At 61.0% G+C, this 26,370-nt stretch carries 21 protein-coding genes and 1 tRNA gene; 12 read left to right on the forward strand and 10 right to left on the reverse strand.

The annotated features are described in order from the left end of the window. Positions 1 to 18: 18 nt before the first annotated feature. Positions 19 to 2,661, reverse strand: a complete 2,643-nt coding sequence (locus HALAL_RS17765; RefSeq protein WP_025274316.1) for an Hsp70 family protein — start codon at positions 2,659 to 2,661, stop codon at positions 19 to 21. A gap of 318 nt (positions 2,662 to 2,979) precedes the next feature. Here HALAL_RS17765 and HALAL_RS0112455 point away from each other — a divergent pair, with 318 nt between their 5' ends. Then, on the forward strand, positions 2,980 to 4,344 hold the full coding sequence (locus HALAL_RS0112455) for a hemolysin family protein (protein ID WP_025274317.1): 1,365 nt from the start codon (positions 2,980 to 2,982) through the stop codon (positions 4,342 to 4,344). After that, a complete protein-coding gene (locus HALAL_RS0112460) occupies positions 4,337 to 5,353 on the forward strand; it encodes a hemolysin family protein (protein ID WP_029767882.1) in 1,017 nt (338 codons plus the stop codon). The genes HALAL_RS0112455 and HALAL_RS0112460 overlap by 8 nt, the downstream gene beginning before the upstream one ends. 226 nt (positions 5,354 to 5,579) lie before the next feature. On the opposite strand, the gene HALAL_RS0112465 is transcribed toward HALAL_RS0112460, so the two are convergent. Both HALAL_RS0112465 and HALAL_RS0112470 read right to left on the reverse strand, forming a co-directional pair. Beyond that, positions 5,580 to 7,364 (reverse strand): ABC transporter ATP-binding protein, encoded by a 1,785-nt coding sequence (locus HALAL_RS0112465; RefSeq protein WP_025274318.1) that lies wholly within the window; start codon positions 7,362 to 7,364, stop codon positions 5,580 to 5,582. After that, complete coding sequence (locus tag HALAL_RS0112470; protein WP_025274319.1) at positions 7,361 to 9,139, reverse strand: ABC transporter ATP-binding protein; 1,779 nt, start codon at positions 9,137 to 9,139, stop codon at positions 7,361 to 7,363. Before HALAL_RS0112470 ends, HALAL_RS0112465 begins: the two co-directional genes overlap by 4 nt. 77 nt (positions 9,140 to 9,216) lie before the next feature. Here HALAL_RS0112470 and HALAL_RS0112475 point away from each other — a divergent pair, with 77 nt between their 5' ends. Then, a complete protein-coding gene (locus HALAL_RS0112475) occupies positions 9,217 to 9,864 on the forward strand; it encodes a TetR/AcrR family transcriptional regulator (protein WP_169732451.1) in 648 nt (215 codons plus the stop codon). 416 nt (positions 9,865 to 10,280) lie between these two features. Here the strand turns inward: HALAL_RS0112475 and HALAL_RS0112480 are convergent. From HALAL_RS0112480 to HALAL_RS0112490, 3 genes are all read right to left on the reverse strand, one after another. Then, a tRNA-Val gene (locus tag HALAL_RS0112480) sits at positions 10,281 to 10,355 on the reverse strand. Between the two features lie 112 nt (positions 10,356 to 10,467). Continuing rightward, the gene (locus tag HALAL_RS0112485) at positions 10,468 to 11,871 is read right to left on the reverse strand and encodes a sensor histidine kinase (protein WP_025274321.1); all 1,404 of its coding nucleotides are present in this window, start codon (positions 11,869 to 11,871) and stop codon (positions 10,468 to 10,470) included. Between the two features lie 3 nt (positions 11,872 to 11,874). Further along, positions 11,875 to 12,618 carry a response regulator transcription factor gene (locus HALAL_RS0112490; protein WP_025274322.1) on the reverse strand — a complete coding sequence of 248 codons (744 nt, stop codon included), beginning with the start codon at positions 12,616 to 12,618 and terminating at the stop codon, positions 11,875 to 11,877. A gap of 285 nt (positions 12,619 to 12,903) precedes the next feature. On the opposite strand from HALAL_RS0112490, the gene HALAL_RS0112495 reads away from it, so the two are divergent. Continuing rightward, entirely contained in the window at positions 12,904 to 13,743 is an 840-nt protein-coding gene (locus HALAL_RS0112495) for an SDR family oxidoreductase (protein WP_025274323.1), read from the forward strand. Between the two features lie 14 nt (positions 13,744 to 13,757). Here the strand turns inward: HALAL_RS0112495 and HALAL_RS0112500 are convergent, their stop codons facing one another. Together HALAL_RS0112500 and gmd are read right to left on the reverse strand one after the other, a co-directional pair. Continuing rightward, positions 13,758 to 14,591 carry an aldo/keto reductase gene (locus tag HALAL_RS0112500; protein WP_025274324.1) on the reverse strand — a complete coding sequence of 278 codons (834 nt, stop codon included), beginning with the start codon at positions 14,589 to 14,591 and terminating at the stop codon, positions 13,758 to 13,760. Continuing rightward, complete coding sequence (gene gmd / locus HALAL_RS0112505; RefSeq protein WP_025274325.1) at positions 14,588 to 15,598, reverse strand: GDP-mannose 4,6-dehydratase; 1,011 nt, start codon at positions 15,596 to 15,598, stop codon at positions 14,588 to 14,590. The genes HALAL_RS0112500 and gmd overlap by 4 nt, the downstream gene beginning before the upstream one ends. A 177-nt stretch (positions 15,599 to 15,775) precedes the next feature. On the opposite strand from gmd, the gene HALAL_RS0112510 reads away from it, so the two are divergent. Further along, on the forward strand, positions 15,776 to 16,723 hold the full coding sequence (locus tag HALAL_RS0112510) for an NAD(P)H-quinone oxidoreductase (protein WP_025274326.1): 948 nt from the start codon (positions 15,776 to 15,778) through the stop codon (positions 16,721 to 16,723). A gap of 31 nt (positions 16,724 to 16,754) precedes the next feature. Here the strand turns inward: HALAL_RS0112510 and HALAL_RS0112515 are convergent, their stop codons facing one another. Then, a complete protein-coding gene (locus HALAL_RS0112515; RefSeq protein WP_025274327.1) occupies positions 16,755 to 17,396 on the reverse strand; it encodes a pyroglutamyl-peptidase I in 642 nt (213 codons plus the stop codon). Between the two features lie 261 nt (positions 17,397 to 17,657). Here HALAL_RS0112515 and thrS point away from each other — a divergent pair, with 261 nt between their 5' ends. Then, positions 17,658 to 19,679 (forward strand): threonine--tRNA ligase, encoded by a 2,022-nt coding sequence (gene thrS / locus HALAL_RS0112520; RefSeq protein WP_025274328.1) that lies wholly within the window; start codon positions 17,658 to 17,660, stop codon positions 19,677 to 19,679. Positions 19,680 to 19,714: 35 nt separating this feature from the next. Here thrS and HALAL_RS0112525 read toward each other — a convergent pair whose 3' ends face one another. Then, entirely contained in the window at positions 19,715 to 21,226 is a 1,512-nt protein-coding gene (locus HALAL_RS0112525) for a potassium/proton antiporter (RefSeq protein ID WP_025274329.1), read from the reverse strand. Between the two features lie 97 nt (positions 21,227 to 21,323). On the opposite strand from HALAL_RS0112525, the gene HALAL_RS0112530 reads away from it, so the two are divergent. The 6 genes from HALAL_RS0112530 to pdxS all read left to right on the forward strand — a co-directional run bounded on the left by HALAL_RS0112530 (position 21,324) and on the right by pdxS (position 26,281). After that, positions 21,324 to 21,851 carry an HIT family protein gene (locus tag HALAL_RS0112530; RefSeq protein ID WP_025274330.1) on the forward strand — a complete coding sequence of 176 codons (528 nt, stop codon included), beginning with the start codon at positions 21,324 to 21,326 and terminating at the stop codon, positions 21,849 to 21,851. Positions 21,852 to 22,027: 176 nt separating this feature from the next. Beyond that, on the forward strand, positions 22,028 to 22,657 hold the full coding sequence (gene pgsA, locus HALAL_RS0112535; protein WP_025274331.1) for a phosphatidylinositol phosphate synthase: 630 nt from the start codon (positions 22,028 to 22,030) through the stop codon (positions 22,655 to 22,657). Next, positions 22,647 to 23,513, forward strand: a complete 867-nt coding sequence (locus HALAL_RS0112540) for a phosphatidylinositol mannoside acyltransferase (RefSeq protein WP_025274332.1) — start codon at positions 22,647 to 22,649, stop codon at positions 23,511 to 23,513. Before pgsA ends, HALAL_RS0112540 begins: the two co-directional genes overlap by 11 nt. A gap of 8 nt (positions 23,514 to 23,521) precedes the next feature. After that, positions 23,522 to 24,643 (forward strand): glycosyltransferase, encoded by a 1,122-nt coding sequence (locus HALAL_RS0112545; protein WP_025274333.1) that lies wholly within the window; start codon positions 23,522 to 23,524, stop codon positions 24,641 to 24,643. A 98-nt stretch (positions 24,644 to 24,741) separates the two neighbouring features. Then, positions 24,742 to 25,224 carry a hypothetical protein gene (locus HALAL_RS0112550; RefSeq protein ID WP_025274334.1) on the forward strand — a complete coding sequence of 161 codons (483 nt, stop codon included), beginning with the start codon at positions 24,742 to 24,744 and terminating at the stop codon, positions 25,222 to 25,224. 145 nt (positions 25,225 to 25,369) lie between these two features. After that, positions 25,370 to 26,281, forward strand: coding sequence for a pyridoxal 5'-phosphate synthase lyase subunit PdxS (gene pdxS / locus HALAL_RS0112555; protein WP_025274335.1), 912 nt, complete (start codon positions 25,370 to 25,372; stop codon positions 26,279 to 26,281). Positions 26,282 to 26,370 lie beyond the last annotated feature (89 nt).

The raw sequence follows: 26,370 nt of genomic DNA on the forward strand, positions 1-26,370 counted from the left end.
TGAGACGTCTGTGCGGTTTCAATAGCGACTTGGACCGTCTCGGAAACGATATACTTGAATTCCCTCTTCATGCAGGCACACCAGGTTGACGTCTGAAACATCGCAGCCCCAATGTGTGAAGTCCTCTGCGATCACCGTGCTGCTACCGTCCTGCACTCCCAACCCGATGATCGAACCGGCATTGTCCGAATCATCGGCATTGCTTCGATAGGGATATTTGATGGCGCTGGCATTGTCGATGGGTCTATAGGGTGTGCCGTCACTTCGCCCAATCTGTTCGAATTGTTCATCCAAGACGACCGTGTAGCCATCGGAATTCATGTCTTGGCTAAGCAGAACGCGATTACCGACAGCTGTTATTTGGAAAATCATTTGAAACTCGTCATCGGAGCTGTAGACCCATTCTTCCGCCTCGAAGTCATAGACCCGGAAGGATTCACCGACTGACGAATCGTCGTTTCTGCTTTCCAGGACACAGACACGGGTCTTACCACATACCACCAATCCCAACATGCCTTGAACGCCAGGATCGTCAATCTGAGCGGTATCGACGGACGACAGATCGTCGGACTCATAAACGTCAAGGGTGTATCCGTTGTCATTGGAGCCGACGAACACTTTGTCGTTAAAGACCAAATAATAATCGTACGGTTTCCCTATCTTCCCTTCGGTGACCATGGTGCGTTCCTCCACGTCGTAGAGGTGGAACGTCTCGCTCCCGTCGTCCTGAACGGTCGTCCACCACACGCGGCCGTTGTTTTGGTCGGTGTACGGTTGCCCCTCGACGTATCCGTCATCAAGTGCGTAGCCGTAGTCATTAAGGGACTTAGCACCCGGGCTGGCTTGAAAGGCATAGAATTCCTTGCCGGACTCGTCGTATATGGAAAAACTCAATTTCCCTTCGCGTATCGACAGGATATTGTCGTTGAGTCGTTTCCCATACCTGTCCGTGGTTACCGCTGTGCGCAGGTCTCCGGTCGAGGCGTCCACAAAACGCCATTCGTAGTCGGTGTCGGAACAGTCATCGGATTCGGGTACGGTGCGGCGGGACAAGATCATGTCGTCTCCGGCCGTGATGTTGTACCAATTACAGGCCTCAAGATTGTCGTCGGTTTCCCATAGGACTTTCCCGGTGGTCACGTCGATGGCCTGTAGATAGAGGACGTCGCGGTCGTTGGGTCCGCCCTCGTCTTCCACATACGACACGTAGGCGGTATCGCCACGCACATCGACGTCATTGGCATCGACGTCGTCGGATTTATAGGCGATGGTGTCGCCGACGGTCTCCAGCGAAACAAACGGACGCTGCACGTACTGCTCCCGCAGTAGGAAAAACGCCAAGGGTGTGGCGATGGCGGCGACGGCGACGACCGCGATCGCCGCGTACAGCCACTTACGGCCCTTCTTACGCGGCGCAGCCGCGGGGATGGGGTAGGTCTGATCACCCGCCGGTGGCGGCGGGGTTTGGGGTGGCAGAGACTGTTGCGGCGACAGGCCCGCCTCCGGCGTCGCCGGACCCTGCCCAGGGGACGGTTGTGGTTGTGGTGTTGGTGCCGGTGGGGACTGCGGTGGTGACTGGACCCGCTGCCGAGTCTGGACGGCTCGTATCGCGCCTTCCGACACCGGCAATTCCGGTTGCTCCAGGACTGTGGGCGCGATGGCGACCTGTTCGTGCAACACCTGCGCCACCAACGGCAGGCGCGATGAGCCGCCCACCAGAAACACCCCGGCAATCTGATGAGGACCGTAACCTGAGGCGGTCAATACCCGCTTCAACTCACCCGCACCCCGTGCCAGGAGTGGCCGAGCGAGCTGGTCCAACTCCGCCCGCGTCAAATGAAACGCCTGATCGACTCCGGGGATGGTAATCGGTGCTACCGAGGAGCGCGACAGCATCTCCTTGGCGCCTCGCACGTCCTTCCACAGTGTCCGCCGGTCGCGCAGCTCCACCGGGCTGGAGGGATGCTGCAGCGTCTTCCACGCCTCGGGGTGACTGTCGGCGACGGTGGCCCCCAAATGCTCCACCAACGCCGCGTCCACATCCAAGCCACCGAGATCGGCCAACCCACCCTCGGAGACGACGCGGAAGCCACCCGCACCGTCGGGGGCGACCACGGCGATATCGAGGGTGCCGCCGCCGAAGTCGAACACCGCCAACGCCTGCCCGGCCTCGACGGGATGGTCGAGGCGATCAGCGTAATAATAGGCCGCCCCGACCGGTTCGGGCACGATCTGCACGGGCGGATACCCCGCCGCCGCGGCCGCGTCCTGCAACACCGCGCGCCGCCGCTCGCCCCATTCGGCCGGGCAGGTCAACACCGTCGCCGGCAGCGACCCGACCGACTCGACCGCCGCGGAGGCGACCCGCCGCAAAATCCCGGCAAACGCCTGCGCGACCGAAATATCACGCTCTCCCAGCAGGATGAATCCGTCGTTGATGCGTTGTTTGGGGTTGGGTTCGTATCGTTCCGGCTCGGCCGCCGCCATCGCTTCGGCGTCCCGCCCGGTATGCAGCGTGCCCGCCTGGTCGAGAAAGATCGACGACGGCATGATGGGCGAGCCGTCGAACAACAACGGACGCGTACGCCCGTCAGGCCACTGGATAACGGCAACGGTATGCGACGTACCGAGATCAACGCTGAGAAGGTAACCGGGAGACATAGGTATCAGGTTAGGACACGGTATCCCGGCCCCACAATGTCAATCAATGAACGTGGAGTGCAGTCCGCTTTCGGAGACGGCAAAGGATAAAACGATCGGACCGGGCCGTACACAAGGTTGCGTCCATACCGAATCGTTCCGGGCATCGTACTTGAAATATTAAGCGGCATCGGTGCCTTAGTATGTGATCTGGCGCCTGCCCTTAGAATTTCATCCCATGGAAATTGATTCCGATAGCGCGTATTCAAAGTGCTGTATAAATACGACGGACGTGCCGTCTATGGTTGATTCGGCCGTGCACAGAGCAACGGAGCGTCGATGACTGCTTCGTGGATTCTTCTCTCCCTGGTCGTCTTCCTGATCGCTGCGAACGCCCTTTTTGTGGCTGCCGAATTCTCCTTGGTGGCCGTCGATCGTCCGACGATCGCGAACCTGGCGGATGACGGCGACCGCAGGGCGAAATCCGTGCGTTCGGCGCTGAGAACGCTGTCTACACAACTTTCAGGTGCGCAGTTGGGCATTACGATCACCAGCCTGGTGGTGGGGTCCATCGCAGAACCGTCGATCGCGACACTCCTGCGCGGTGGCCTGGAACCGTTCGCGCTACCGGACGGCGCCGCCTTGGCGGTATCGATGACCGCCGCGTTTCTGATTGCCACCACCGCCCAAATGGTGTTCGGTGAGTTGGTTCCGAAGAACTGGGCCATTGCGGAACCGGTTAAGGTCGGCCGTTCCGTTGCCGGCGCACAGCGGGGGTTTAGCTGGGTGAGCAAGCCACTGATCGCATTCCTTAATGGTGCTGCCAACACCATTGTCCGACGATTGGGAATCGAGCCGCAGGAAGAGCTGGCTTCCGCTCGCTCTGCCCAGGAATTGGCCGCGTTGGCCACTCGATCGGCCGACCAAGGGATGCTCGAAAGCGATGTTGCTCAAAGGGTCGCGCATTCGATCGCACTCGGGGAGCGTACTGCCGCGGATGCCATGACTCCCCGACCGCGGGTTCATTTCGTAGACGATGTGGACACGGCCGCCGATGTTCTCGACCTGGCTGCCAGGACGGGCTATTCACGATTCCCGCTGGTGGGGGAGACGGTTGACGACATCCTCGGGGTTGTGCATTTCAAACATGCTCTGACCGTTCCGCGCAGTGAACGTGGTTCGACCCCGGTAGGCGAGATCGCCGTGCCGGTCAGGTCCCTACCCGCGGTGATGCGGTTGGACTCGGTGCTCGAGCGTTTGAGAGAGGGAATCGCATTGGCAGTCGTCGTCGACGAATACGGCGGTACGGACGGAATCGTCACACTTGAGGACATCATAGAGGAGATCGTGGGCGGTATCGCCGATGAGCAGGACCGTCCGGAGTCGCGCGCTCGTCGATTGGAGGGGGATCGTTGGTCCTTGCCGGGAATGATACGTCCAGACGAAGCCGGAGAGGCAGTGAGTATGCGCTTGCCGGAAGGGACGGAATCAGACACGCTCAGTGGCTTGCTAACGGAACGTCTTGAGCGTTTTCCTGAACCTGGTGACGCGATTACGGTGGAGGCCTCCGACCTCGCTCATGTGGACGAAAGTGGTCTGCCGCTTCCGATCATCGTTCGGATGACAGTGGAATCAGTGGACGGACATCGAGCCGAGCAAGTGATATTGGAACGTGTCGAACCGGTGGAGGATGTCGATGTCTGAATTGATCGCGATATTGTTGACCGTTGTGCTGTTGGCGGGTAACGCGTTTTTCGTCGGTTCCGAGTTCGCGCTCTTGGCCGTCAGGCGTTCCCAGATCGAGTTGCGCGCAACCGAGGGATCTCGTATTGCCAAACTAACCCTCAAGGCCATCGAACGGGTGTCATTGATGATGGCGGGGGCACAACTTGGTATCACCGCCTGTTCGTTGGGGCTCGGAGCCATCGGTGAACCGGCCATTGCGGCGCTGATCGAACAGCCGATGAGGGCCGTTGGAATTACCGGCGCGCTCCTGCACGGTATGGCCTTCACAATTGCGATGAGCATAGTGGTGTTCCTTCACATGGTGTTGGGGGAAATGGTTCCTAAGAACATCGCAATTGCCGGACCGGAACGCTCGGCCATGGCGCTTGGGCCGATACTTTACGGCATGGTACTCATTCTGCGGCCGTTCATCGCCCTACTCAACGGGTTCTCGAACCTTGTTCTCCGGCTATTCCGCGTGGAGCCGAAGGACGAGGTCGCGTCTGCATTCACCGCGGAGGAGGTCTCTGCGTTCATCGCCGAGTCCCATCGTGAAGGTTTGTTGGATGAAGAAGAACGTCGACTTCTGTCCACCGCTATCGAACTCGACAGCGAAACCTTGTCCTCAGCGCTTGTACCGTTGAACCACCTTGTCGCACTACCGCATCGCGCCACGCCTGCTCAGGCGGAGGCAGAATTTCTGCGGACGGGATTCTCCCGCTTTCCCCTCGCCGACGACAACGGAGTCCTGAACCGGTACGTACACCTGAAAGACCTGCTTGGACTCACCGAATCGGTTGCAGAGGAGCCCATTCCGTACTCCCGAACACGACCGTTGTCTGTTCTATCGGTCGATACCGCACTCGACGATGCGCTTGATCGTATGCAGGCGGACGGTGCTCACCTTGCATTGGTGGAGGAAAACGGCGATACGATCGGTGCTGCCATGCTTGGCAGCGTAGTGCAACGTCTGGCGGGAACCCGATAGGCCACTCGGAGACCGTCGGATCTGTAGCGGCTACGGCGGAAAGGTTCCGTTTCGTTGAGTTGGCACCTAATATGCCGTTTCTAACGACGCCATTCCGTCCGGATACATGGTGGATTGTTGCCGTGCGGTTGCTTCCAAGCGCGCCGCCTGGGTATTGCGGAAGGGAAGAACATCTGCGGGCCCGGCGCCGGCTGGGAAGCGTAACACCTGGGACGTCACTACATTGTTACCTGCCTGCCTCGAACTGGGCCTCATAGAGTCTCGCGAAGGCGCCGTCCGCCGCGACCAGATCCTCATGGGTGCCCTGTTCGACCACGCGGCCGTGCTCCATGACGACGATCCTGTCGGCGTCTCGGATCGTGGAGAGACGGTGGGCGATAACGAAGCTCGTGCGTCCGCTTCGCAGCTTCACCATCGCCTGCTGCACAAGCATTTCCGTGCGGGTATCGACCGCGCTCGTCGCCTCGTCCAGCACCAGGATCTGCGGGCTGACCAACACCGCCCTCGCGATCGTCAACAGCTGGCGCTCACCCGCACTCAAATCTCCGTCCTCGCCGGTCAAAACCGTGTCGTAGCCGCCCGGGAGCGTACGAATGAAATGATCCGCATGCGCTTCTCGTGCCGCCGACTCGACCTCCGCACGAGTCGCGTTCGGCCTTCCGTAAGCGATGTTCTCCGCGATCGTCCCCTCGAACAACCATGTATCCTGCAGCACCATACCCACGCGCGAGCGCAGGTCCTTCCGTGCGATATCGGTCGTCTTCGTGCCGTCGATGGTGATACAGCCTTCGCGGGTCTCGTAGAAGCGCATGAACAGGTTCACCAGCGTGGTCTTCCCCGCGCCCGTCGGTCCGACGATCGCAACCGTCTGGCCCGGTTCGACCTTCAGGTTCAGGTCCTCGATGAGCGGTTCGTCTTCCTTGTAACGGAAGGAGACGCCATCGAAGACGACGGATCCGGCGATGTCGGCGTCAAGCTCCACACTCACCGAGTCGGGTTCCTGCTCTTCCTCGTCGAGAAAATCGAAGACCCTCTCGGCACTCGCGATCGCGCTCTGTATCTGCCCCACCAGGGAAGTGAGCATGGTGACCGGGTTCTGCAGCTGCGTCACGTATTGCAGGAAAGCTTGGATCTCTCCCACGCTGATGGTTCCGTTGGCAATGCGGAAGCCGCCGATGACGGCGACGACTATGAATTGCAACGAACCGACCAGTTGCATGATCGGACCCATCAAGTGGGAGAGGAACTGCGCTTTCGTGGAGGTTTGGTACAGGTCCTCGTTCAACTCGTTGAAATCATGGGTGAGTTTCCCGTGTCGCCCGAACGAGGTGACCACGTCGTGGCCACTGTAGGTCTCCTCGACCTGGCCGTTGATCTGTCCCGTCAGCGACCATTGCCGTTTGAAAATCGGCTGTGAGACCTTACCGATCTTCACCACCCCGTACAGTCCGACGGGCAACAACGCCAGTACGAGCAGTGTCAGCAATGGCGAGATGGTGAACATGACGATCGGTACCGCGACGATCATCGTCAGTCCGGTAAGGACGCGTTGTGTGACGATTTGGAAGATCGACGAGAGGTTGTCGACGTCGTTGGTCACTCGGGAGATCACTTCGCCACGCGTACGCGAGTCGAAGTAGGACAACGGCAACCGTGCGATCTTGTCGTCGGCGTCGGCCCGCAGTGACCGCGCGACGCCCTGGGCGACACGCGCGACGAGGCGACCGCTGACGACACCGAAGACCCACCCCGCGAGACCGAGTGCGGCGGCCATACCAACGAACAGGCCGATGCGGCCCATGTCAACGGAGTCCTCCGCCAGCCCGTTGAGGAGCGTATCGGTGGCCCGGCCGAGGATGCTTGGTACGGCGACGGAAGCACCGACCGTACCGAGAACGGTGACGGCCATGGCGATCAGCGGCCACCGATGCCGTCGGACTCGGCCGAGGAATCGGCGGAATGTGGCGGTAAAGGCCGTAGGCTTGCTTCCCTCTGGGATGTGGTGTGTCATTTGGAGTCCTCCAGGGCGAGTTGTGATGAGACGATCTCGGCGTAAACGGTGCTGGCGGCGATCAGCGCATCGTGCGTTCCAATGTCGGCGATACGCCCCTTGTCGAGGACGATGATGCGGTCGGCGTCCCGGATGGTCGAGATGCGTTGCGCGACGATGATGCGGGTGACGCCGTGGAGATCCGTGTCGAGGGCGTTTCGAACGGCGGCGTCGGTAGCGGTGTCGAGTGCGCTGAAGGAGTCGTCGAATATGAGGATCGCGGCATCTGACAGCAGGGCTCGCGCTATCGCCAGGCGTTGCCGTTGCCCACCGGAGACGGTCATGCCGCCTTGGCCGATGAGGGTGTTGAGGCCGTCGGGCATATTCGTTACGAAGTCGGCGGCCCCGGCGGTACGCAGGGCTCGCCAGATCTCCTCCTCGGTGGCGGAGGCGGAACCGTAGCGCATGTTCTCGGCGATGGTGCCGGTGAACAGGAATGCCTTTTGCGGCACGTAGCCGACGAGGTCGGAGAGTTCATCGCGTGTCAAGTCGCGAATGTCGGTTTCGCCGATGGTGACGGTGCCGGAGTCGGGGTCGTAGAGGCGTGGCATGAGTTTGACGAGAGTTGATTTACCGCTGCCGGTGGATCCGACGATGGCAGTGGTCTTGCCTTCCGGAGCGATGAAATCGATATTGGAAACAACGTCGTCCTCCGCTCCCGGGTAGCGGAAGCTCACCCCGTCGAAGGCGACTGTGGAACCGGTTCGTGAGGCGTTTTCACAGTCCGCATTCGTCGGGTAGGTGATGGCGGGCGTTGTCCGGAGTACTTCAGCGATGCGTTCACCCGCGACACGAGCGCGCGGCCACTGCATGAACACGCTCATTCCCATCATGATGGCCTGCACGATAAGCGCCAGATAGGCAATGAAGGAGATCATCTGCCCGACCTGAAGGTCGCCGCCGGTGACGAGCCCGCTGCCGATCCAGACGATGCCGGCGGTCGCAAGGTTGACGACGAGGCCCAATGTAGCGCCGAAGAGTGCTTGGATACGTCCCATTCGTAGACCGACACCGCTGAGTTCGGTATTGGCGGTGCGGAAGCGCTCGCGTTCGTGCTTGTCGCGCGCGAAGGCGCGTATGACTCGGATTCCGGAGATGTGTTCGCGGACGATGCCGTTGACGGCGTCGATACGTTCCTGGTTGAGGCGACTAACGGTCCGCATAGCGCGTTGAATGAAGAATACGGTACCCGCGAGTACCGGTATCGCTATGAGGAATACGACGCTGAGAGGTAGGTTCGCCGAGATGGCGAAGCTGAGTCCGGCGACGGCCATGAGAGGTGCGGTGACGCCGACGGTGACGATGGCGAAGGCAAGATTTTGGATTTGGGTGATGTCGCTCGTGGTGCGGGTGATGAGCGAGGCGGCGGTGAATCGGTTGTATTCGTGGGCGGAGAGGCCTATGGAATGAGTGTAGAGGTCACGGCGGATGTCACGGGCGACGCTGGCGGCGATGCCTATGCCGATGTAGAGGGTGGCGATGGAGGAGGCGACGATCAAAAACGCGGCGAGTGCCATGTAGCGGCCGGTATCGAGGATGTGCGCGGTGTCGCCGGTGAGGACACCGTTGTCGATGATGTCGGCGTTGAGAGTGGGGAGCCAGAAGGAGGCGGCTGCGTCAACGGCGGCCAAGAGGATGACAGCGATGACACGGGGACGGTAGGGCTGAAGGTAGGCGACGAATAGGCGTATAAGACCTGGTGGGCGTGTTTTGGCGGGTGTTGAATTTGATGTCATGGATGAAACGATAGCTCAATTTTTGACTGAGTATAATATTAGTCCGATCACAATTTTTGATCTGGTATACTGGAATGGTGGTTAAGGAACAGGGACTGCGTGAACGTAAGAAGGCCGAGACGCGAGATCGCATTATTCGTGCGGCCATCGAGCTCTTCGGGCGGCACGGTTTCCATGACGTGACGGTCGCCGAGATCGCCGAGGTAGCCGAGGTCTCCAAGATGACCGTATTTAACTATTTCGGTTCTAAGGAAGGCATTATCACCAGCGTTGCCGACCGGCGCGGGGACATCGTCACCGAGGTGATCGCGAGTCGCCCTGCGGGAACCACACCGGTGGAGGCGTTCAAACAGTATTACCTCGAGTCCGTTGAGCATCACGACCCTTATATGGGGTTTACCGACAGTGAGGCGTCGCGCATCATGCAGCGGCTTATCCACGACACCCCGGACTTGGCCGATGCCTTCCATAGAGCCTTGCAGCATGTTTGGCATCGGGTCGCACTGGAATTGGAGGCAGAGGGATACGCGCCTCTCGACGCACACCTGGTCAGCCTGCAACTCATGGCCGTCAAACAGGTCCTTACCGCCACCAATCGTGAGCGTTATGTGGAGGGGTTCGATGTGGCGGAACGACGTCGCTTGGCCAAACATGATGCCGATCATGCCTTTGGTCTGCTCCAGAACGGGTGGGGCGACATAATGGCCCGGCCCGCCGGAAACTAACCGAACGTGTCACGTCCCAAACGCGACCGCCGTCCTGGGGCGTCTCAGTCGAATTCTGGTTGTCAATAGTTTCCACGGCGATACTAAGATGCCTCCGAAGAAGTGAACTTTATGGTCCACACCGGCTGCACCGAAGTGGAATGGACTCCTCAACGAGAGACGCCTGGACGTCCTATCGATCGGAAGTCGGTCCCTTCGGCTGTGCAGGGTGAGTGGTGGAACGACGGACATTTCCCTCGGCGATTTCGGAACGGAACCGATAGTCCCTTCCGGGTGTATTTGAGGCTCGACTATGAGATGTCATGGCGTATCCGCAACAGAGTATTTCCATATTGCCCGTTTGATCTAAAAATTGATTTCGGCTGCACATTCTGGCTGCACTTTTTCGCAACAACCGCGCCATAGAAGACATTCCCTGGTGGACGATACTGGGATCGAACCAGTGACCCCTACCGTGTGAAGGTAGTGCTCTCCCGCTGAGCTAATCGTCCTCAACGACAGTTAATTCTAGACCATCCGTCTCCCTCTGTTGCAGGCGGGTATCCGATTCGGAGCTACGCCACAGACCGGATCGGTCTCACTGGCCCGGACCCTGAAAATCGCTTACTTCTCTTGTTGCTCGTCGGAGGTGTCTTCGAGCCAGACCTTGGGGATGCGGACGGTGACGGAGGTGCCGTTCCCTTCCGAACTATGCAGGTCGATCGTTCCCTGGTGGGAGGCCACGATGGCGGCCACGATCGACAGTCCCAGCCCGGTGCCGCCCGTCTGCCGCGAGCGCGACGGATCGGCTCGGTAGAAGCGATCGAATATGCGCCGTCGATGTTGTTCGGGGATTCCCGGCCCGTCGTCGGCGACGGTGATGAGGGCGGTGTCGGTGTCATCGTGCACGCTCACGGTCACGGTGGAACCGTCGGGTGTGTGGGTACGGGCGTTGTTGATGAGGTTGACCAGGATTTGGCGAATCTGTCCTTCATTGGCCAGAACGATGATCGTGGGGGCCGGGGTGAGTTCGAAGCTGTGCCGTGTGTCGGCTGCGGTGGCGTCGTCGACGGCGTCGGTGGCCAGTTGGGTCAGATCGACGGGGGTGCGTTCCTTCTGGACGTTCTGGTCGAGTTTGGCCAGGACCATCAGGTCGTCGACGAGTCGGGCGAGTCGGCTGTTTTCGGCACCGATACGTTCCATGGCTCGGTCGAGTTTCTCTCCGTCGCGGGCCGCTCCGTTTTGGTAGAGCTGAACGTAGCCGCCGATGGCGGTGAGTGGGGTGCGTAGTTCGTGTCCGGCGTCGGCGACGAATTGCTTCAGTCGTTTCTGTTGGGTTTCGCTTTCTCTAATGGAGTGGGTGAGCCTATTGACCATGAGGTTGAGCGCGGCGGAGAGGCGTCCCATTTCGGAGTTGGCCGGGGACGGCGTCATGCGGTGGTTCAGGTTTCCTCCGGCGACGACTTCGGCGTCGTGCACCATGCGATCGACGCTGCGCAGTCCACGTTGCATGATCATCCAGACCACCATGATGGCGGTGACGGCGACGAGGGAGCCGCAGATGATGACGGTGGCGGTGAGTGCTTTGACCGCCGATTTGACGTCACTGAGGGATTCGGCGATGACGAGAGTGCGTCCGTAGGAGTCTTGAACCGCGACGGCGCGGTAGTCCATGTTTCCCTCAACTGCCGAGACGGTGAAGAAGCGTCCGGCTTCGGGGGCGCTGGGGATGTCGGGGAGGGGATCGGGGTCGTTTTCGTATCCGGAGCCTATGCCGACGATTTTTTCGCCGTCGGTGTCGTACAGGATTTGGGCGAATTTGTAGTAGCCGTAGCGGCTTTCATTGTCGTGTTCCAGCTCTTGCCAGTTTCCCTTGGTGATGATTTGCTGTACGTACTTCTCGATCTGTTGGTCGACCTGGTCGGTGAGCTGTGTGGAGACGACGTTGATGGTGACCAGGCCGATGGCGGTGACGGCGACGATGACCAAAACAGCGATCGCGGCCGATATTTTGGCTTTGATTGACACGGGTTATTCCTTTGGCGTCCGGAGCATGTATCCCACTCCGCGAACGGTATGGATGACCCGTGGTCCGAGTTTCTCGAGCTTGCGGCGGAGGTAGAAGATGTAGGTTTCGGCCAGGTTCGTCTCCACCTCGAAATGGTAGCCCCATACGTGTTTGAGGAGTTCCGGGCGAGTGACGACGCGGTCGGCCCGGGCGGCCAGGTAGCGCAGGAGCCGGAATTCGGTAGGGGACAGTTCGACCGACTCGCCGTTGCGGCCGACTTCGTGGGTGGCGAGGTTGAGGGTCAGCTCCGCGACGGTGATGGTGTCGCCTTCTCGGTTGGAGGTATTGCCGGTGAGCGTGCGGCGCAGCACGGCGGCGACGCGGAGGGACAGCTCTTCAAGTCGGAAGGGTTTGGTCAGGTAGTCGTCTCCGCCGGAGTCGTAGCCGTCGCGTAGGTCTTCGGTGCTGGTTCGGGCGGTGAGGAAGATGATGGGGATGTCGTGTCCGGCCTCACGGAGTTGTTTGGCGACGTCGAATCCGTCGTAGTCGGGTAGGTTGACGTCCAGCACGATGAGATCGGGGTCTTCGGTGTCGAGCATGCGCAGGGCGGTCGACCCCGACTGGGCGACCGAGACGTGGTAGCCCTGGAACGACAAAGCCTCCACCAGCAAGTGAGCCAGGCTGTCCTCGTCGTCGACAACCAGTAGGTGTGCTGGAGTTCCATCCGGTCGGCTGAAGGCCTCGGGTGGAGTTGAGCTGTCGGTCACTGGTTCATCACGCTTTCGTTGGGTATGGACCTGGACTTCTTGGCCATACTAGCTCTGTAGACATGCAGTTCAAAGGTCCGCGGTGGGTTTCCATCGGATTTCTACACGGACATTCAGCCGATTCTCAGGTTCGTGGCGCCGGGAGGCCAAAGATCGCGGGGCGGGTCACAGATTTAAGTTACTAATCGGTAGATTGGAAGGGGACGGATAAAGATCGCCCCGCGTTGAGTTGACAGGGGAGAATCAACCGTTGATCCACCGTTGGTTCGAAGGAGAACGATTCACATGGACACAAGTAAACTCACCGGCTCTACGGCCTTCATTACCGGGGCCAGCCGAGGAATCGGTAAGGCGATTGCGATCGCACTCGGCAAGGCCGGGGCCAACGTGGCCCTGTTCGCCAAGACCGGCGAGCCGCATCCGAAGCTTCCGGGCACGGTATACGAGACCGCCGAGGAGATCGAAGCGGTGGGCGGTAAGGCCCTTCCGATCATCGGTGACGTCCGCGACGAGGAAGCGGTCGCCGACGCGGTGAAGAAGACCGCCGAGACGTTTGGAGGCATCGACCTCTGCGTGAACAACGCCTCGGCCCTTAACCTCAATTCGTTGGGGGAGATGGAACCGAAGCGGTACGACCTCATTCAGCAGATCAACACTCGAGGCACCTACCTGACGACGCACTATGCGCTGCCCTATCTCCGGGAGAGTTCACACGCCCATGTACTGACCCTCTCCCCGCCGCTGTCCACCGATGCGAAGTGGTTCGCCCCCGGCCCGTACACCGCATCGAAGTTCTCCATGACGATCATGACGCTGGGCGTATCGGAAAGCGAATCGGACAACGGGATTGCCGCCAACTGCCTGTGGCCCAAGACCACGATTGCGACCGCGGCGGTTCGCTACGGCTTGGGCGGTCAGGACATGATCGACCGCAGCCGCTCCGTTGACCTGGTCTCCGACGCGGCGTTGGCGATCTTGAGTCGGAACCCCTCCGATTACACCGGACACGCCACCTTGGCGGAAGACGTCCTGCACGAGGAGGGAATCGACGACCTGTCACCGTACTCGGTGGTCGAAGGTCAGACCGACTTCCATCAAGACCTGTACGTGGAAAAGGACTCCTAAGCGGCAATGGGCCGTCATCCGAAGGTCGCCGGATCGTCTCCTTGACGTTTCCCGGTGTCCAGACGGTCGATGGCGGTCATCTCCGCGTCGTTCAGAGCAAAATCGAACAATTCCAGGTTCTGCCGGATACGGTCGGGGTTTTGGCTCTTGGGAATGGGGAGCAGGCCATGTTGTAGATGCCAGCGCAAAACTATTTGCGCTGGTGTTTTACCATGCTCGGCGGCAATGGAGGTCAGGGTTTTCTCCTCGAACAGGTTGCCGCTGCGGTGGCCCAGCGGACCCCAGCATTGAATCGGGATACCGGCCTCGGCGTGCCAGGACCGCAGGTCCGCCTGATTGAAGTACGGGTGCAACTCGATTTGGTTGACCGCCGGCGTCTGACCGGTTTCGCGAACCAGACGTTCGATGTGTTGGGGGAGGAAGTTCGAAACCCCGATCGACCGAATCAGGCCCTCGTCCTGTGCCTTCAGCATTGACTTCCACGTATCGACGTAGAGGTCCTGCTGTGGCGCGGGCCAGTGAATCAGGTACAGGTCGAGGTAGTCGGTCCCCAATCTCTCCAGACTCGCCTCCAGCGCCTGTCGTGTCGCGTCATAGCCTTGATGATTGTTCCAGACCTTGGATTGAATGATGACGTCACCGCGAGTATGCCCGGACTCTTCGACGCCTTCCCTCACCGCCTCTTCGTTTCGGTACAGTTCGGCGGTATCGAGAAATCGGTACCCGAGGTCGATTGCGGTGCTGACGGCGTTGGGGCCCGAATCGTCGTCCAGCCTCCACGTACCGAATCCGATATGGGGCAGGGTACGGCCATCGTGGAGCGAGACGGTATCGCTGAGTTCTGTCATGGTGTCGATCTTAAGTCGTTGCCTGCCTGAAGGGAAGCGATATCGGCATCAACCATGAGACGGGCCAGGTCGTCCCATTTGGTAGTGGCCTCCCACCCGAGGCCGGCTTTAATACGGCTGGGATCGCCGGTCAACGCGGGTACCTCGGCGGGGCGTTCGTAACGTTTGTCGATCTGAACGTGTTCGCGCCAATCCAAGCCCACGTGCCGGAAGGCGACCTCGGCGAAGTCCCGTACCGTGGCGGGAACTCCCGTGGCGAGGATGTAATCGCGTGGCTCGTCCGCCTGCAGCATGTGCCAGAACGCGGTCACATATTCAGGTGCGTACCCCCAGTCGCGGACGGCGTCGACGTTTCCCAAATAAACGAACTGCTCCAACCCCGCGTGGATGCGGGCCACCGCACGGGTGATCTTGCGGGTCACAAACGTTTCTCCCCGGCGCGGACTCTCGTGGTTGAACGCGATGCCATTGACGGCGAACAGGTCGTAGGATTCGCGATAGTTCACCGTGGACCAGTGGGCGAAGGCCTTGGCGACCCCGTACGGACTGCGGGGATGGAAAGGAGTGTTCTCGTCCTGTGGCGGTTCGATCGTGCCGAACAGTTCCGAACTTCCCGCTTGATACAGCCGAGTATCGATTCCCGAGGCGCGGACGGCCTCGAGCAATCGGATCGTGCCCAGCCCCGTCACGTTCGCGGTGTAATCGGGTAGGTCAAAGCTGACTCGAACATGGCTCTGCGCGGCTAGATTGTAGATTTCCTGCGGCTGCACGTCCCGAATGAGGTTGACCATGAACCCGGCATCGGTAATGTCGCCGTGATGCAGATACAGTTTCCGATTGGATTCATGGGGATCTTGATAGAGGTGATCGATGCGGGTGGTGGAGGCGATCTGGGAGGAACGCCGTACGATTCCATGGACCTCGTACCCCTTACCCAGGAGGAATTCGGCCAGATAGGAGCCGTCCTGGCCGGTGATTCCGGTAATCAATGCGGTACGGGTCGGCAAGGTGAACTCCTTAGTGTGGAGGGTCGGTCTAACCGTGGAACATTACGGCGGAAACTACGTTACACGAACGGAACTCATCCGATTCGAAGTCGTGACGTGGCTTCCACCTGCGACCGGACAGGCGAGCGGAAACACCCATTCGAGATCAAATAACGGTCAGACCCTTATTATGAACCCATGCGTGCAATGACTATCGCGGATGGAACGGTCCGCGTCGATACCGTTCCCGACGTGGTTCCCGGAGACGGGGAGGTACTCATCGAGGTCCGAGCCGCGGGGGTCAACCGGGCCGATCTGCTGCAAGTCTCGGGCAATTACCCGTCCCCACCCGGTGCTCCCTCATGGCCGGGCCTTGAAGTGTCGGGCTCGGTCATCGCGGTGGGCGAAGGAGTGGACCTCCCGCTTGAACAAGAGGTATGTGCCCTTCTCCCCGGCGGTGGTTGGGCTGAGTTCGTCACCGTGGACGCCGGCCTCGTTCTGCCCAAACCGACCGGTGTATCGCTGATCGAAGCGGCAGGGCTGCCCGAGGTGGCCGCCACGGTTCATTCCAACCTGGGCGATCAATTCTCCGAACCGGGTCAACGCGCTCTCATTCACGGGGCGTCCGGCGGAATCGGTACCTTCGCCGTACAGTACGCCTCAAAAGTGGGGCGAGCCGAGGTATGGGCCACGGCGCGCGAGACCTTCGCCTCGGCACTCCATGACCTGGGCGCTTCCGAAGTCATCGACTATCGCCACGACGATTTCGCCGCGCGCCTGCGCGCCGCCGGAGGCGCGGATGTGATTCTGGACGTCATTGGCGCGGCCTACCTGGAAGGAAACGTCGCCGCCTTGCGACCGGACGGCACCCTGGTCGTCATCGGTCTGCAGAAGGGACGACGCGCCGAACTCGACTTGGGAAGCCTGCTTCCCAAACGTCTGACCGTTCGTGGCTCTACCCTGCGGGGACGCCCGCTGGAACAGAAACGTGACATTATGTCCGCCGTTCACCGGGAGGTATGGCCGTATATAGGCGAGTCCATTCACCCGGTGGTCGACAAGGTCGTTCCCATGGAGCGGGCCGCCGACGCCCTACAGAGTCTGCGAGCAGGTGGTCAGTGGGGAAAGATCGTACTCAGTCAATGAGCGCTCGCCCGTTACCGCCGGTCGGGCACATTCAAGCGATGCTGCCTTCGGACGTGGCGGTCGAGGCATCCGGGCCGGTTGCCGCAGTCAGCATGGCCACAAGGCCTTGTGCCGCCGAGGTGGAGTCCATCGTCGGTAGTTTCCCGTCCAGAGACTGGCCGGGTGAGGCGGGAATATGCACGAATCCGGCCCTCAAGTCGGGGCGTTGTGTATTGACCCAGTGCATGAGATGGAAAAACAACGCATTGCAGACATAGGTTCCGGCGCTGTTGGAGGCGGCGGCCGGTACTCCGGATCGGCGTGACGCGACAATACAGGCGTCGAGCGGCAGAGTGGTGAAATAGGCGGCCGGAGCGTGTCCCTCCAAGGTTTCGGCGGTGGGTTGATGCCCGGCGTTGTCGGCGATGGGTGCGGCGGCGAAATTGAGCGCGGCCCTCTCCACGGTGAGGGCATGTCGTCCGCTTGCCTGGCCGGTGGTGACCACGATGTCGGGCTCGACCTCGTCGATGGCGGAAAACAGCTCGCGATGTGCCCCGGCAAAGGTCACCGGTAGACGTCGTAGAACGACGGAGGAGTCGATCTCGGCGGCGTTGCGAACGGCGTCCCAGGAGGAATTCGTGGCGTCGTCGCCGAACGGTTCGAAGCCGGTCAGCAGAATGCGATGTTCAGCCATGTCCCAAGTGTAGAGGCCGGGCCGCGAGGAGGCGAGGCGTGATCCCCGGGGCGTGCTGCTGCTCCGTTTCGATGCCGAAGCGCGGAGTGGTCCGACTCCCATCACGACGCGAAATATCGACTTCATCCCTCGATGCGTCACGGTTTAAGATGGAGAGGGCCCTAATGACGAGGTACGAGACGACATCGCTCGTCCGGTACGAACTCGATCTGCGGCCTAAGTGCACACCAATGTCTACACGAAGAAAAACGAGGGAGAACTGTGGCATCCGCACACGCCGACGTCGGCTCGAACGTCTATGAACCACTCTGGGTCAAGGCCGGCACTACCTGCACCGACGCCGTGACGGACGCGGGGCTCCCTACGCGCGGAAACGACGCCATCGTGGTAGTGCGCGACTCGGACGGCCAGCTGCGCGACCTCGATTGGGCCCCCGAATCCGAGGTGAAGGTGGAGCCGGTCGCGCTGAACAGTCCCGACGGACTGAATGTGATGCGCCACTCCGCCGCACACGTTCTCGCGCAAGCGGTCCAAGAGTTGCATGAGGCAAAGCTGGGTATCGGTCCGCCGGTCACCAACGGTTTCTACTACGACTTCGATGTCGCCGAACCGTTCACCCCCGATGATTTGAAGCAGATCGAGAAGCGGATGCTGCAGATCATCAAGCAGGGTCAGACCTTCCGGCGGCGGCGTTTCGACTCGCAAGAGGAAGCGCGCACGGAACTGGCCAACGAACCTTTCAAACTGGAGTTGATCGAGTCCAAAGGCTCCGATATCGACGCCGAGGAGGTCATGGAGGTGGGAGACGGGGAGCTGACCTCGTACGACAACCTCGACCCCAAATCCGGTGACGTCGTCTGGTCGGACCTGTGCCGGGGCCCGCACCTGCCGACCACCAAACTGATCGGGGCGGTCAAACTGATGCGGGTTGCCGCCGCGTATTGGATGGGTTCGGAGAAGAATCCGCAGTTGCAGCGCATCTACGGGACCGCCTGGCCGTCCAAGGCCGAGCAGAAGGAATACCTCAATCGTTTGGCGGAGGCGGAGAAGCGCGACCACCGCAAGCTGGGGGCGCAGTTGGACCTGTTTTCCTTCCCCGAAGAAGTCGGGTCGGGGCTACCGGTGTTCCACCCCAAAGGCGGTCTGGTGCGCAACATCATGGAGGACTATTCACGTCAAAAGCATATCGACGGGGGCTACTCCTTCGTCAATAGCCCGCACGTGACGAAGGAAAACCTGTTCCAAACCTCCGGCCACCTCGATTGGTATCGCGACGGGATGTTCCCGGCGATGGAAATGGAAGGGGCCGACTACTACCTCAAGCCGATGAACTGCCCGTTCCACTGTTTGATCTTCCGCAGTCGGGGGCGTTCGTACCGGGAACTGCCACTGCGCATGTTCGAATTCGGATCGGTCTACCGGTACGAGAAGTCCGGGGTGATCCACGGTCTGACCCGCGTGCGCGGTATGACGCAGGACGACGCGCACATTTACACCACCAAGGACAAACTGGCCGAGGAACTGACCGGCACGTTGAAATTCGTTCTGGAACTGCTCCAGGATTACGGGCTGGACGATTTCTACCTCGAGCTGTCGACCAAGAACCCGGAGAAGTACGTCGGAGACGACGCCATCTGGGAGGAGGCGACCCAGATCCTGGCCGACGTGGCGGCCGCTTCGGGCCTGGAACTGGTCGACGACCCGGGCGGTGCCGCCTTCTATGGACCGAAGATCTCGGTGCAGGCCAAGGACGCGATCGGTCGGACCTGGCAAATGTCGACCATGCAGTTGGACTTCAACACTCCGGAGCGATTCGATCTGCAGTACATTGCCCCGGACGGTAGCCGGCAGCGTCCCATCATGATTCACCGCGCTCTGTTCGGTTCGATCGAACGGTTCTTCGGGGTTCTGCTGGAGCACTATGCGGGTGCCTTCCCCGCCTGGTTGGCACCGGTTCAGGTGCAGGGTATTCCGGTACGCGAGGAGAACTCCGACTACCTGTGGGACTTCGTCGATCAGCTACGCGCCTCGGGAATCCGAGCCGAAGTCGACGTATCCGACGATCGTATGCAGAAGAAGGTACGTAACGCCCAGCTGCAGAAGATCCCGTTCATGGTCATTGCGGGTGACGACGATCAGAACGCCGGAACCGTGTCCTTCCGTTATCGCGACGGTTCGACGTGGAACGGTGTTCCCATCGCTCAGGCGGTCGAACACGTCGTGGAGGTCGTCGAGACGCGAGTCAACCACGGCCCCAGCAACGCCGAGGCCGCTGCGGAGTAACGTCGATGGAGCGGCGCCGCTGATCCGCGTGTGAATCAGCGGCGCCGCTCGTCATCGGACCGATCGACGTGCCATCCGGTGAGGCGACCCTCTCGCGAGAGCGCCTCGAGGCGTTCCTCTGTAGCGATACGGCAATGGCTCGGCGTGACCACCAACATTTCATCGCCGATCATGAGGCGATCGTCGTCGCCGGGGACGGTCATGATCCCGTTCCGCACGATTCCGGCGACCGAGGTATTGGTGGGCAGTCGCAATTCGAACAGCCACAGCCCCGACAGGCGTGAACCTTCCGGAATGGACACGCTCAGAACCTCACCGTCGATCGTTTCCAACGGTGCCGCCTCCATCTCGAGGTCCTTGACGGGGCTTTTGCCGCGCAGTGGGAGGCGCTTGGCCACCCACGGCAATGTCGGGCCTTGCGCCAACGTGAAAATGATGACCAGGACAAAGACGATGTCCCAGAGGTAACCGGCCCCGGTCAACATGCTGGCGGTGGGGATGGTAGCCAGCACAATGGGAACCGCTCCTCGAAGACCGGCCCAGGAGATCATGATCTGTTCGCTGAAGCGAAACCGGAACGGGGACAGGCATACCGCCACCGCAATAGGACGTGCCACCAGGGTGAGGATCAATCCCACCGCCACCGCGGGCAATACCACGGCGGGGAGACTGGACGGACTGGCCAAAAGGCCCAGCATCATAAAGAGTCCGACTTGGGCGATCCAACCGAGTCCGACGGCAAACGACATGGTGGCGGCGCGGTGGGGGAGAGAGGAATTTCCCAGCACCAGCGCTGCAATATAGGCGGCCAAAATACCCGAGGCGCCCAAGGTTCCCGCCAGAGCGAAGGACGCCAAGGCGATGGAGAACACCGTCAACGGGTACAGTCCGACGACCGGCAAGGCCAGGTGCCGCACCACCGCCGCGCCGACAAATCCCACCGCCAGTCCGATACCGGTACCGCCGGACAGTTGCCACAGAATCTGACCGACGACCTCCCACACCCCGGTCGACTCGGAGGTGGCGTTCAACGCCAAGGTGGTCACCAGAATGAACGCGGGAGCGTCATTGAGTCCGGATTCCGCTTCCAAGGTTCCACTGACTCTTTTGGGAAGGCTGACCCCGCGTAGGACGGAAAAGACCGCGGCGGCGTCGGTGGAGGAGACGATGGCGCCGAGCAGAAACGCGATCTGCCAATTGAAGTCCAGAATATAATGGGCCGCCACGGCGGTGACGCAGACGCTCACACCCACTCCCACCGTCGCCAACACCCCCGCCGGTTGGAGCTGGCGCGAAATGGTGGAGAAACGGGTGGAGAGGCCACCGTCGATGAGAATAATGGCCAACGCCAACGTCCCCAGGGTCTGCGCCAGGGCCATGTCGTCGAATTCGATTCCCAGCCCGTTTTCACCCAGCGCGACCCCGACGCCGAGAAAGACCAGTAGAGCCGGGAGACCGAGCCGGTGCGTCGCCCGCACGACCGCTACGGCGGCCAAAGTCGACACACAGGCGATGAGGAGAACGACGTAGAGCATGGGAAGTGACACAGCGCCAGTCTATAGGCACAAACTAACGGGTGTGGCGCTCTTAGCGACGACATCACACACGTGGGAACCACGCGTCGATTCCAGTAGGATCGGAACCATGACTGATGAGAACGACGACTGTTTTGACCGCCTGTGGACTCCACATCGCATGGCCTACATCAAAGGGGAAGGCAAACCCAGTGGCCCGAGGGCACAAGACGGTTGCCCCTTCTGCGACATCTCCGCCGTCGACGATCGTTCGGGCCTGGTGGTGACCCGAGGCAAGGCAATGTACGTCATTCTCAATAAGTACCCGTACAATTCCGGGCACCTCATGGTGATTCCGTTTCGGCACGTGGCCGACTACACCGACCTCGACAGTGAAGAGGTGACGGAAATGGGAGAACTGACCCAGCAGGCGATGCGTACCGTGCGGGAGGTACTGGGGCCCCACGGATTCAATCTCGGCATCAACCAAGGTCAGATTGCCGGGGCCGGAATAGCCGCGCATCTGCATCAGCACATCGTGCCGCGCTGGGGCGGTGATTCGAACTTCATGCCCGTCATCGCGCGCACCAAGACCATTCCCGAAATGCTGGACGACACCCGCGAGCGCTTGGCCGCCGCCTGGAAAACCGTCGGCTGAACGCGAGTCGCTCCGAAACCCGACCTCCTCCCGAGCCGTCGTCGACCGCCCGGGGTGACCGATACGGCGACGGATACCCTATAAGTGCTTGTGACAACCGGTCGGGGCGCTAGAGTACACATGTCTCCACACCACTGTGTGGACACTTCTTTTCAGTCGGATGTTGTGGGATTATCATGGCGAAATTTCTGAGGACCTCGGGTCGAGCCCGCTTGCGTCGTAGCTTGGAGGCGGTCGCCCGGCCGTTGGCACGCATCGGATTGACCGCCAATATCGTGACCATGCTCGGCACGGCCGTCATCGTCGCCGCCGCGGTCGTACTCATCCCACAAGGGCGTATCCTGACCGCTTTGATCGTGATCACCTTGGCCGCCTTCACCGATCTGATCGACGGGGCCATGGCCCGTGTCAGCGGTGGTGGATCTCGCTTTGGGGCCCTGCTGGATTCGACCTGCGACCGAATCGCCGACGGAGCGCTGTTCGCGGCGCTCGCCTTCTACCTTTTCGCCGAAGGTCGAACCGTGGCCGGCGCTTTTGCATTGTGGACCTTGGTGGCCTCCGAAGTGATCTCCTACGTCAAGGCGCGTGCCGAAAGTCTGGGAGTGCGAGGTTCCGTCGGACTTATGGAACGTCCGGAACGCTTGATACTCATCGGTGTGGTCGCCATCGTCGAACTTCTCGGGGTGCCCTACGCCTGGGAGGCCGGTTTCGCGCTACTGGCGGTGCTGTCCAGCGTTACGGTCGTACAACGGCTACTTTATTCGAAACGGTTCCTGAACTCCGAGGATCGAGTGGATGCACGATAAACTTCACGAATGGGCCTATCTGACCGCCTGGCGCGGAATCCGGCTTCTCCCCGACAACGTTGCCGACCGACTGTTCCGCTATGGAGCCGATCGTTCGTTCCGACGCGGCGGTCCCCGCGTCGATCAACTACGACGCAACCTCGAACGCGTTACCGGAACCGATGTGGACGACGCCATGCTGCGCACCGCACTACGTTCGTACGCGCGGTACTGGAAGGAAGCGTTTCGGCTCCCTTCGATGAGCGACCGCGCGTTCGCCGCCGCCTTTGAAATGAACGGCTTCGAACCGGTCGCCGAACGCGCTCGTCAAGGGATGGGAAGCATCGTCGCCTTGCCGCACACCGGGAATTGGGACCTGGCCGGAGCATGGGTGGCCAAGCAGGGCCACGGCATCACCGCCGTTGTCGAACGGCTGAAACCCGAAGGCGTCTACCGACGTTTCGTGGAATTCCGTGAATCACTCGGAATGCACGTCATCCCCACCGACGGATCCGACACGGCCCCTTTGGCGCTCTTGGGCAATCGATTGCAAGCAGGGGACGTGGTGGCACTCGTGGCCGACCGCGACCTCAGCGACAGTGGCATCGACGTCGACTTCTTCAATGCCACCGCCTCGTTTCCCGCAGGACCCGCCTACCTCGCCGTTCGCCACCAGGTCCCGCTCTACACCGCCTCCATCCACTATGAGGACGACCGCGCCGTCTGCCATATCTCCGGTCCGGTTGATACCGGCCAAGGGCGTCTACGCGAACGTATGAACCATACGACCCAACAGATGGCCGACATGTTTCAAAAGAGTATCGCGGATCATCCCACCGATTGGCACATGATGCAACGTTTCTGGACCGACCAATGACGGAATCAATGCGCGTGGGGATCGTCAGTCCCTACTCCTTCGACGTCGCGGGAGGAGTACAGTTCCATATTCGCGACTTGGCGGAGACCCTGATGGCGAGGGGACATGAGGTGTCAGTGCTCGCCCCCGGTGACGCGAACGCCGACCTACCGTCGTACGTGGTGGGTGCCGGACGTTCGGTGGCGGTGCGCTACAACGGCTCGATCGCCCGACTCGCTTTCGGCCCCCGCTCGGCCGCGCGCGTGCGGCGCTGGCTCAACAAGGGACGCTTCGACGTCATACACGTCCATGAACCCTTGAGCCCCTCGTTGTCGTGTTTGGCCGTACTCGCCTCCGGCGATACTCCCGTCGTCGCCACCTTCCACACCGCTCTCACGCGTTCGCGGGTTCTGGCCGCAGGGAAGTATCTCGCCCAGTTGGTTTTGGAAAGGGTGTCGGCGCGCATCGCGGTGAGCCCCTTGGCGCGCAAGGTCCAGGTGGAGCATCTGGGAGGTGGGGCGACCGAAATCCCCAACGGCGTCGACGTGGGCTATTTCCGTGAGGCGGAACCTTTGGCGGAAGCGGGGCCGGGACCGACCATCGGTTTCGTGGGTCGCTTCGAGGAGCCCCGCAAGGGGTTTCCTTTGTTGGCGGAGGCGTTCAATACCGTCGTCACCGAGGTTCCTACCGCGCGTTTGCTGGTGGTGGGCCCCGGAGAGGCGGAGGCGGTTCGCCGGTACCTCAACCCTCAGGCCGCGGAACAGGTGACGTTCATGGGAGCGGTGGACAACGATACCAAGGCGGCCATGCTGTCGGCTCTGGACGTTTATGTGGCTCCGAATACGGGTGGGGAGTCGTTCGGCATGATTCTCACCGAGGCGATGAGTGCGGGCGCGACCGTGTTGGCCAGCGACATTCCCGCGTTTTCGTCGGTACTGGACGGGGGCCGTGCCGGGCGGCTGTTTCGCTCCGAAGACGTCGTCGATTTGGCGAGCAACCTGGTTGATCTGCTCAAGGCCCCGGATATTCGGCTGCGATATCGCACCGAAGCCGATGCCTGGGTGCAACGTTACGACTGGTCGACCGTGGCGGCACGAGTGTCGGAGGTGTATCGCGCCGCCATTGAGGCGCAGGCCGTGCCGCAGAGCTGACCGCTGGATTTCCTAGATCGACGACAAGACGGTGACGGGCGTCGAATTCGTCCGGACTGATGTCGACTGGTCTTACTTGTCCGTTTAACGTGGGAGTAATGTGGTGGCTGATTGTTGTGGTCGTCGTGGCGGCCGGCCTGGGGGCGTACCTGACCTGGACCGCTGGGCGGGTGGAGAGGCTGCATCAGCGTGCCCGCAGTGCGGAGTCGGCCCTGTTGGGAGCTCTGGACGATCGAGCCGAACTGATTTTGACCTTCATCGGCAGCCCAGACTATGAGAAGCCCTCAGCCCTGGCGCTTTCGGTGGTCGCCGTTCCAGTGGCCACTCCCCAGCAACGGGAGATGCGTGAGTACGCCGAAAACGATCTGACGCGCGCCTTGCGCGATCTCACTGAGGACGCTCCCGGCCATGCCGAAGTGTCCGAGTCGAACCGCAGAGTCTCCTACGCCCGACAGATTCACAGCGATGTGGTCCGTGACGCCTTGGCCGCCCGCGATCTGCCAACGGTGAGATGGCTGGGACTGCTGCGGCGCTTGGAGCGACCCGCCTACTGGGACATCGAAGACCCCAGTCGTTCGTGATTCCTCGGAGGAAACTCGGCCGGGCGGGGAATTGTATGGTGACGGTCACGGAAGTCGGCTCCTACACGTCGAGTGTGAACTGGAACGCGGAGTAAAATGAGAAGAGTCCTATCGTTGACAACCTGCGACAGATGGAGCCACGAGCGTGTCTGAGAACAACTCCGCGAACAGCCAATCGAATGTCGGCACCGCCCGCGTAAAGCGCGGTATGGCCGACATGTTGAAAGGCGGCGTCATTATGGACGTCGTCACTCCCGAACAAGCCAAGATCGCAGAGGACGCCGGTGCGGTCGCGGTCATGGCTCTGGAACGCGTTCCGGCCGACATCCGTGCCGAAGGCGGCGTGACCCGCATGAGCGATCCCGACATGATCGAAGGGATCATCGACGCCGTTTCGATTCCGGTGATGGCCAAGGCGCGTATCGGGCACTTTGTCGAGTCGCAGGTTCTGGAATCGGTCGGGGTCGACTACGTCGACGAGTCCGAGGTCTTGACGCCCGCCGACGAGGCCAACCACATCGACAAGTGGAATTTCACCGTGCCTTTCGTCTGCGGTGCCACTAACCTTTCCGAGGCGTTGCGGCGTATCTCCGAAGGTGCCGCCATGATTCGCTCGAAAGGTGAGGCGGGTACGGGCAACGTCGTCGAGGCGACGCGCCACATGCGCCAGATTCGTGCCGATATCGGCCGCTTGACCACCTTGGATGAAGCGGAGCTCTTCGCCGCGGCGAAGGAGCTGCGCGCTCCTTACGAGTTGGTGGCCGAAATCGCCCGTACCGGAACGCTACCGGTCGTCCTGTTCACCGCCGGAGGCATTGCCACGCCCGCCGACGCGGCGATGATGATGCAGCTCGGTGCTCAGGGTGTGTTCGTAGGCTCGGGTATCTTCAAGTCGGGCGACCCCGCCAAACGAGCGGAAGCCATCGTCAAGGCCACCACCTTCTACGACGACCCCAAGGTGATTGCGGACGTGTCACGCGGACTGGGTGACGCGATGGTGGGAATCAACGTTGACGACCTTTCCGAAGAGGAAAAACTCGCCAAGCGCGGTTGGTAGACCGCCGTTCTCCGGCCGCTCGGACCCCAGTGGGGGAGGAGAGGCCGGAGGCATCTGACGCGATCGGCGCGCTGGAACCGGAAACGCTT

It is taken from the genome of Haloglycomyces albus DSM 45210, from assembly GCF_000527155.1.
Classification (GTDB): domain Bacteria; phylum Actinomycetota; class Actinomycetes; order Mycobacteriales; family Micromonosporaceae; genus Haloglycomyces; species Haloglycomyces albus.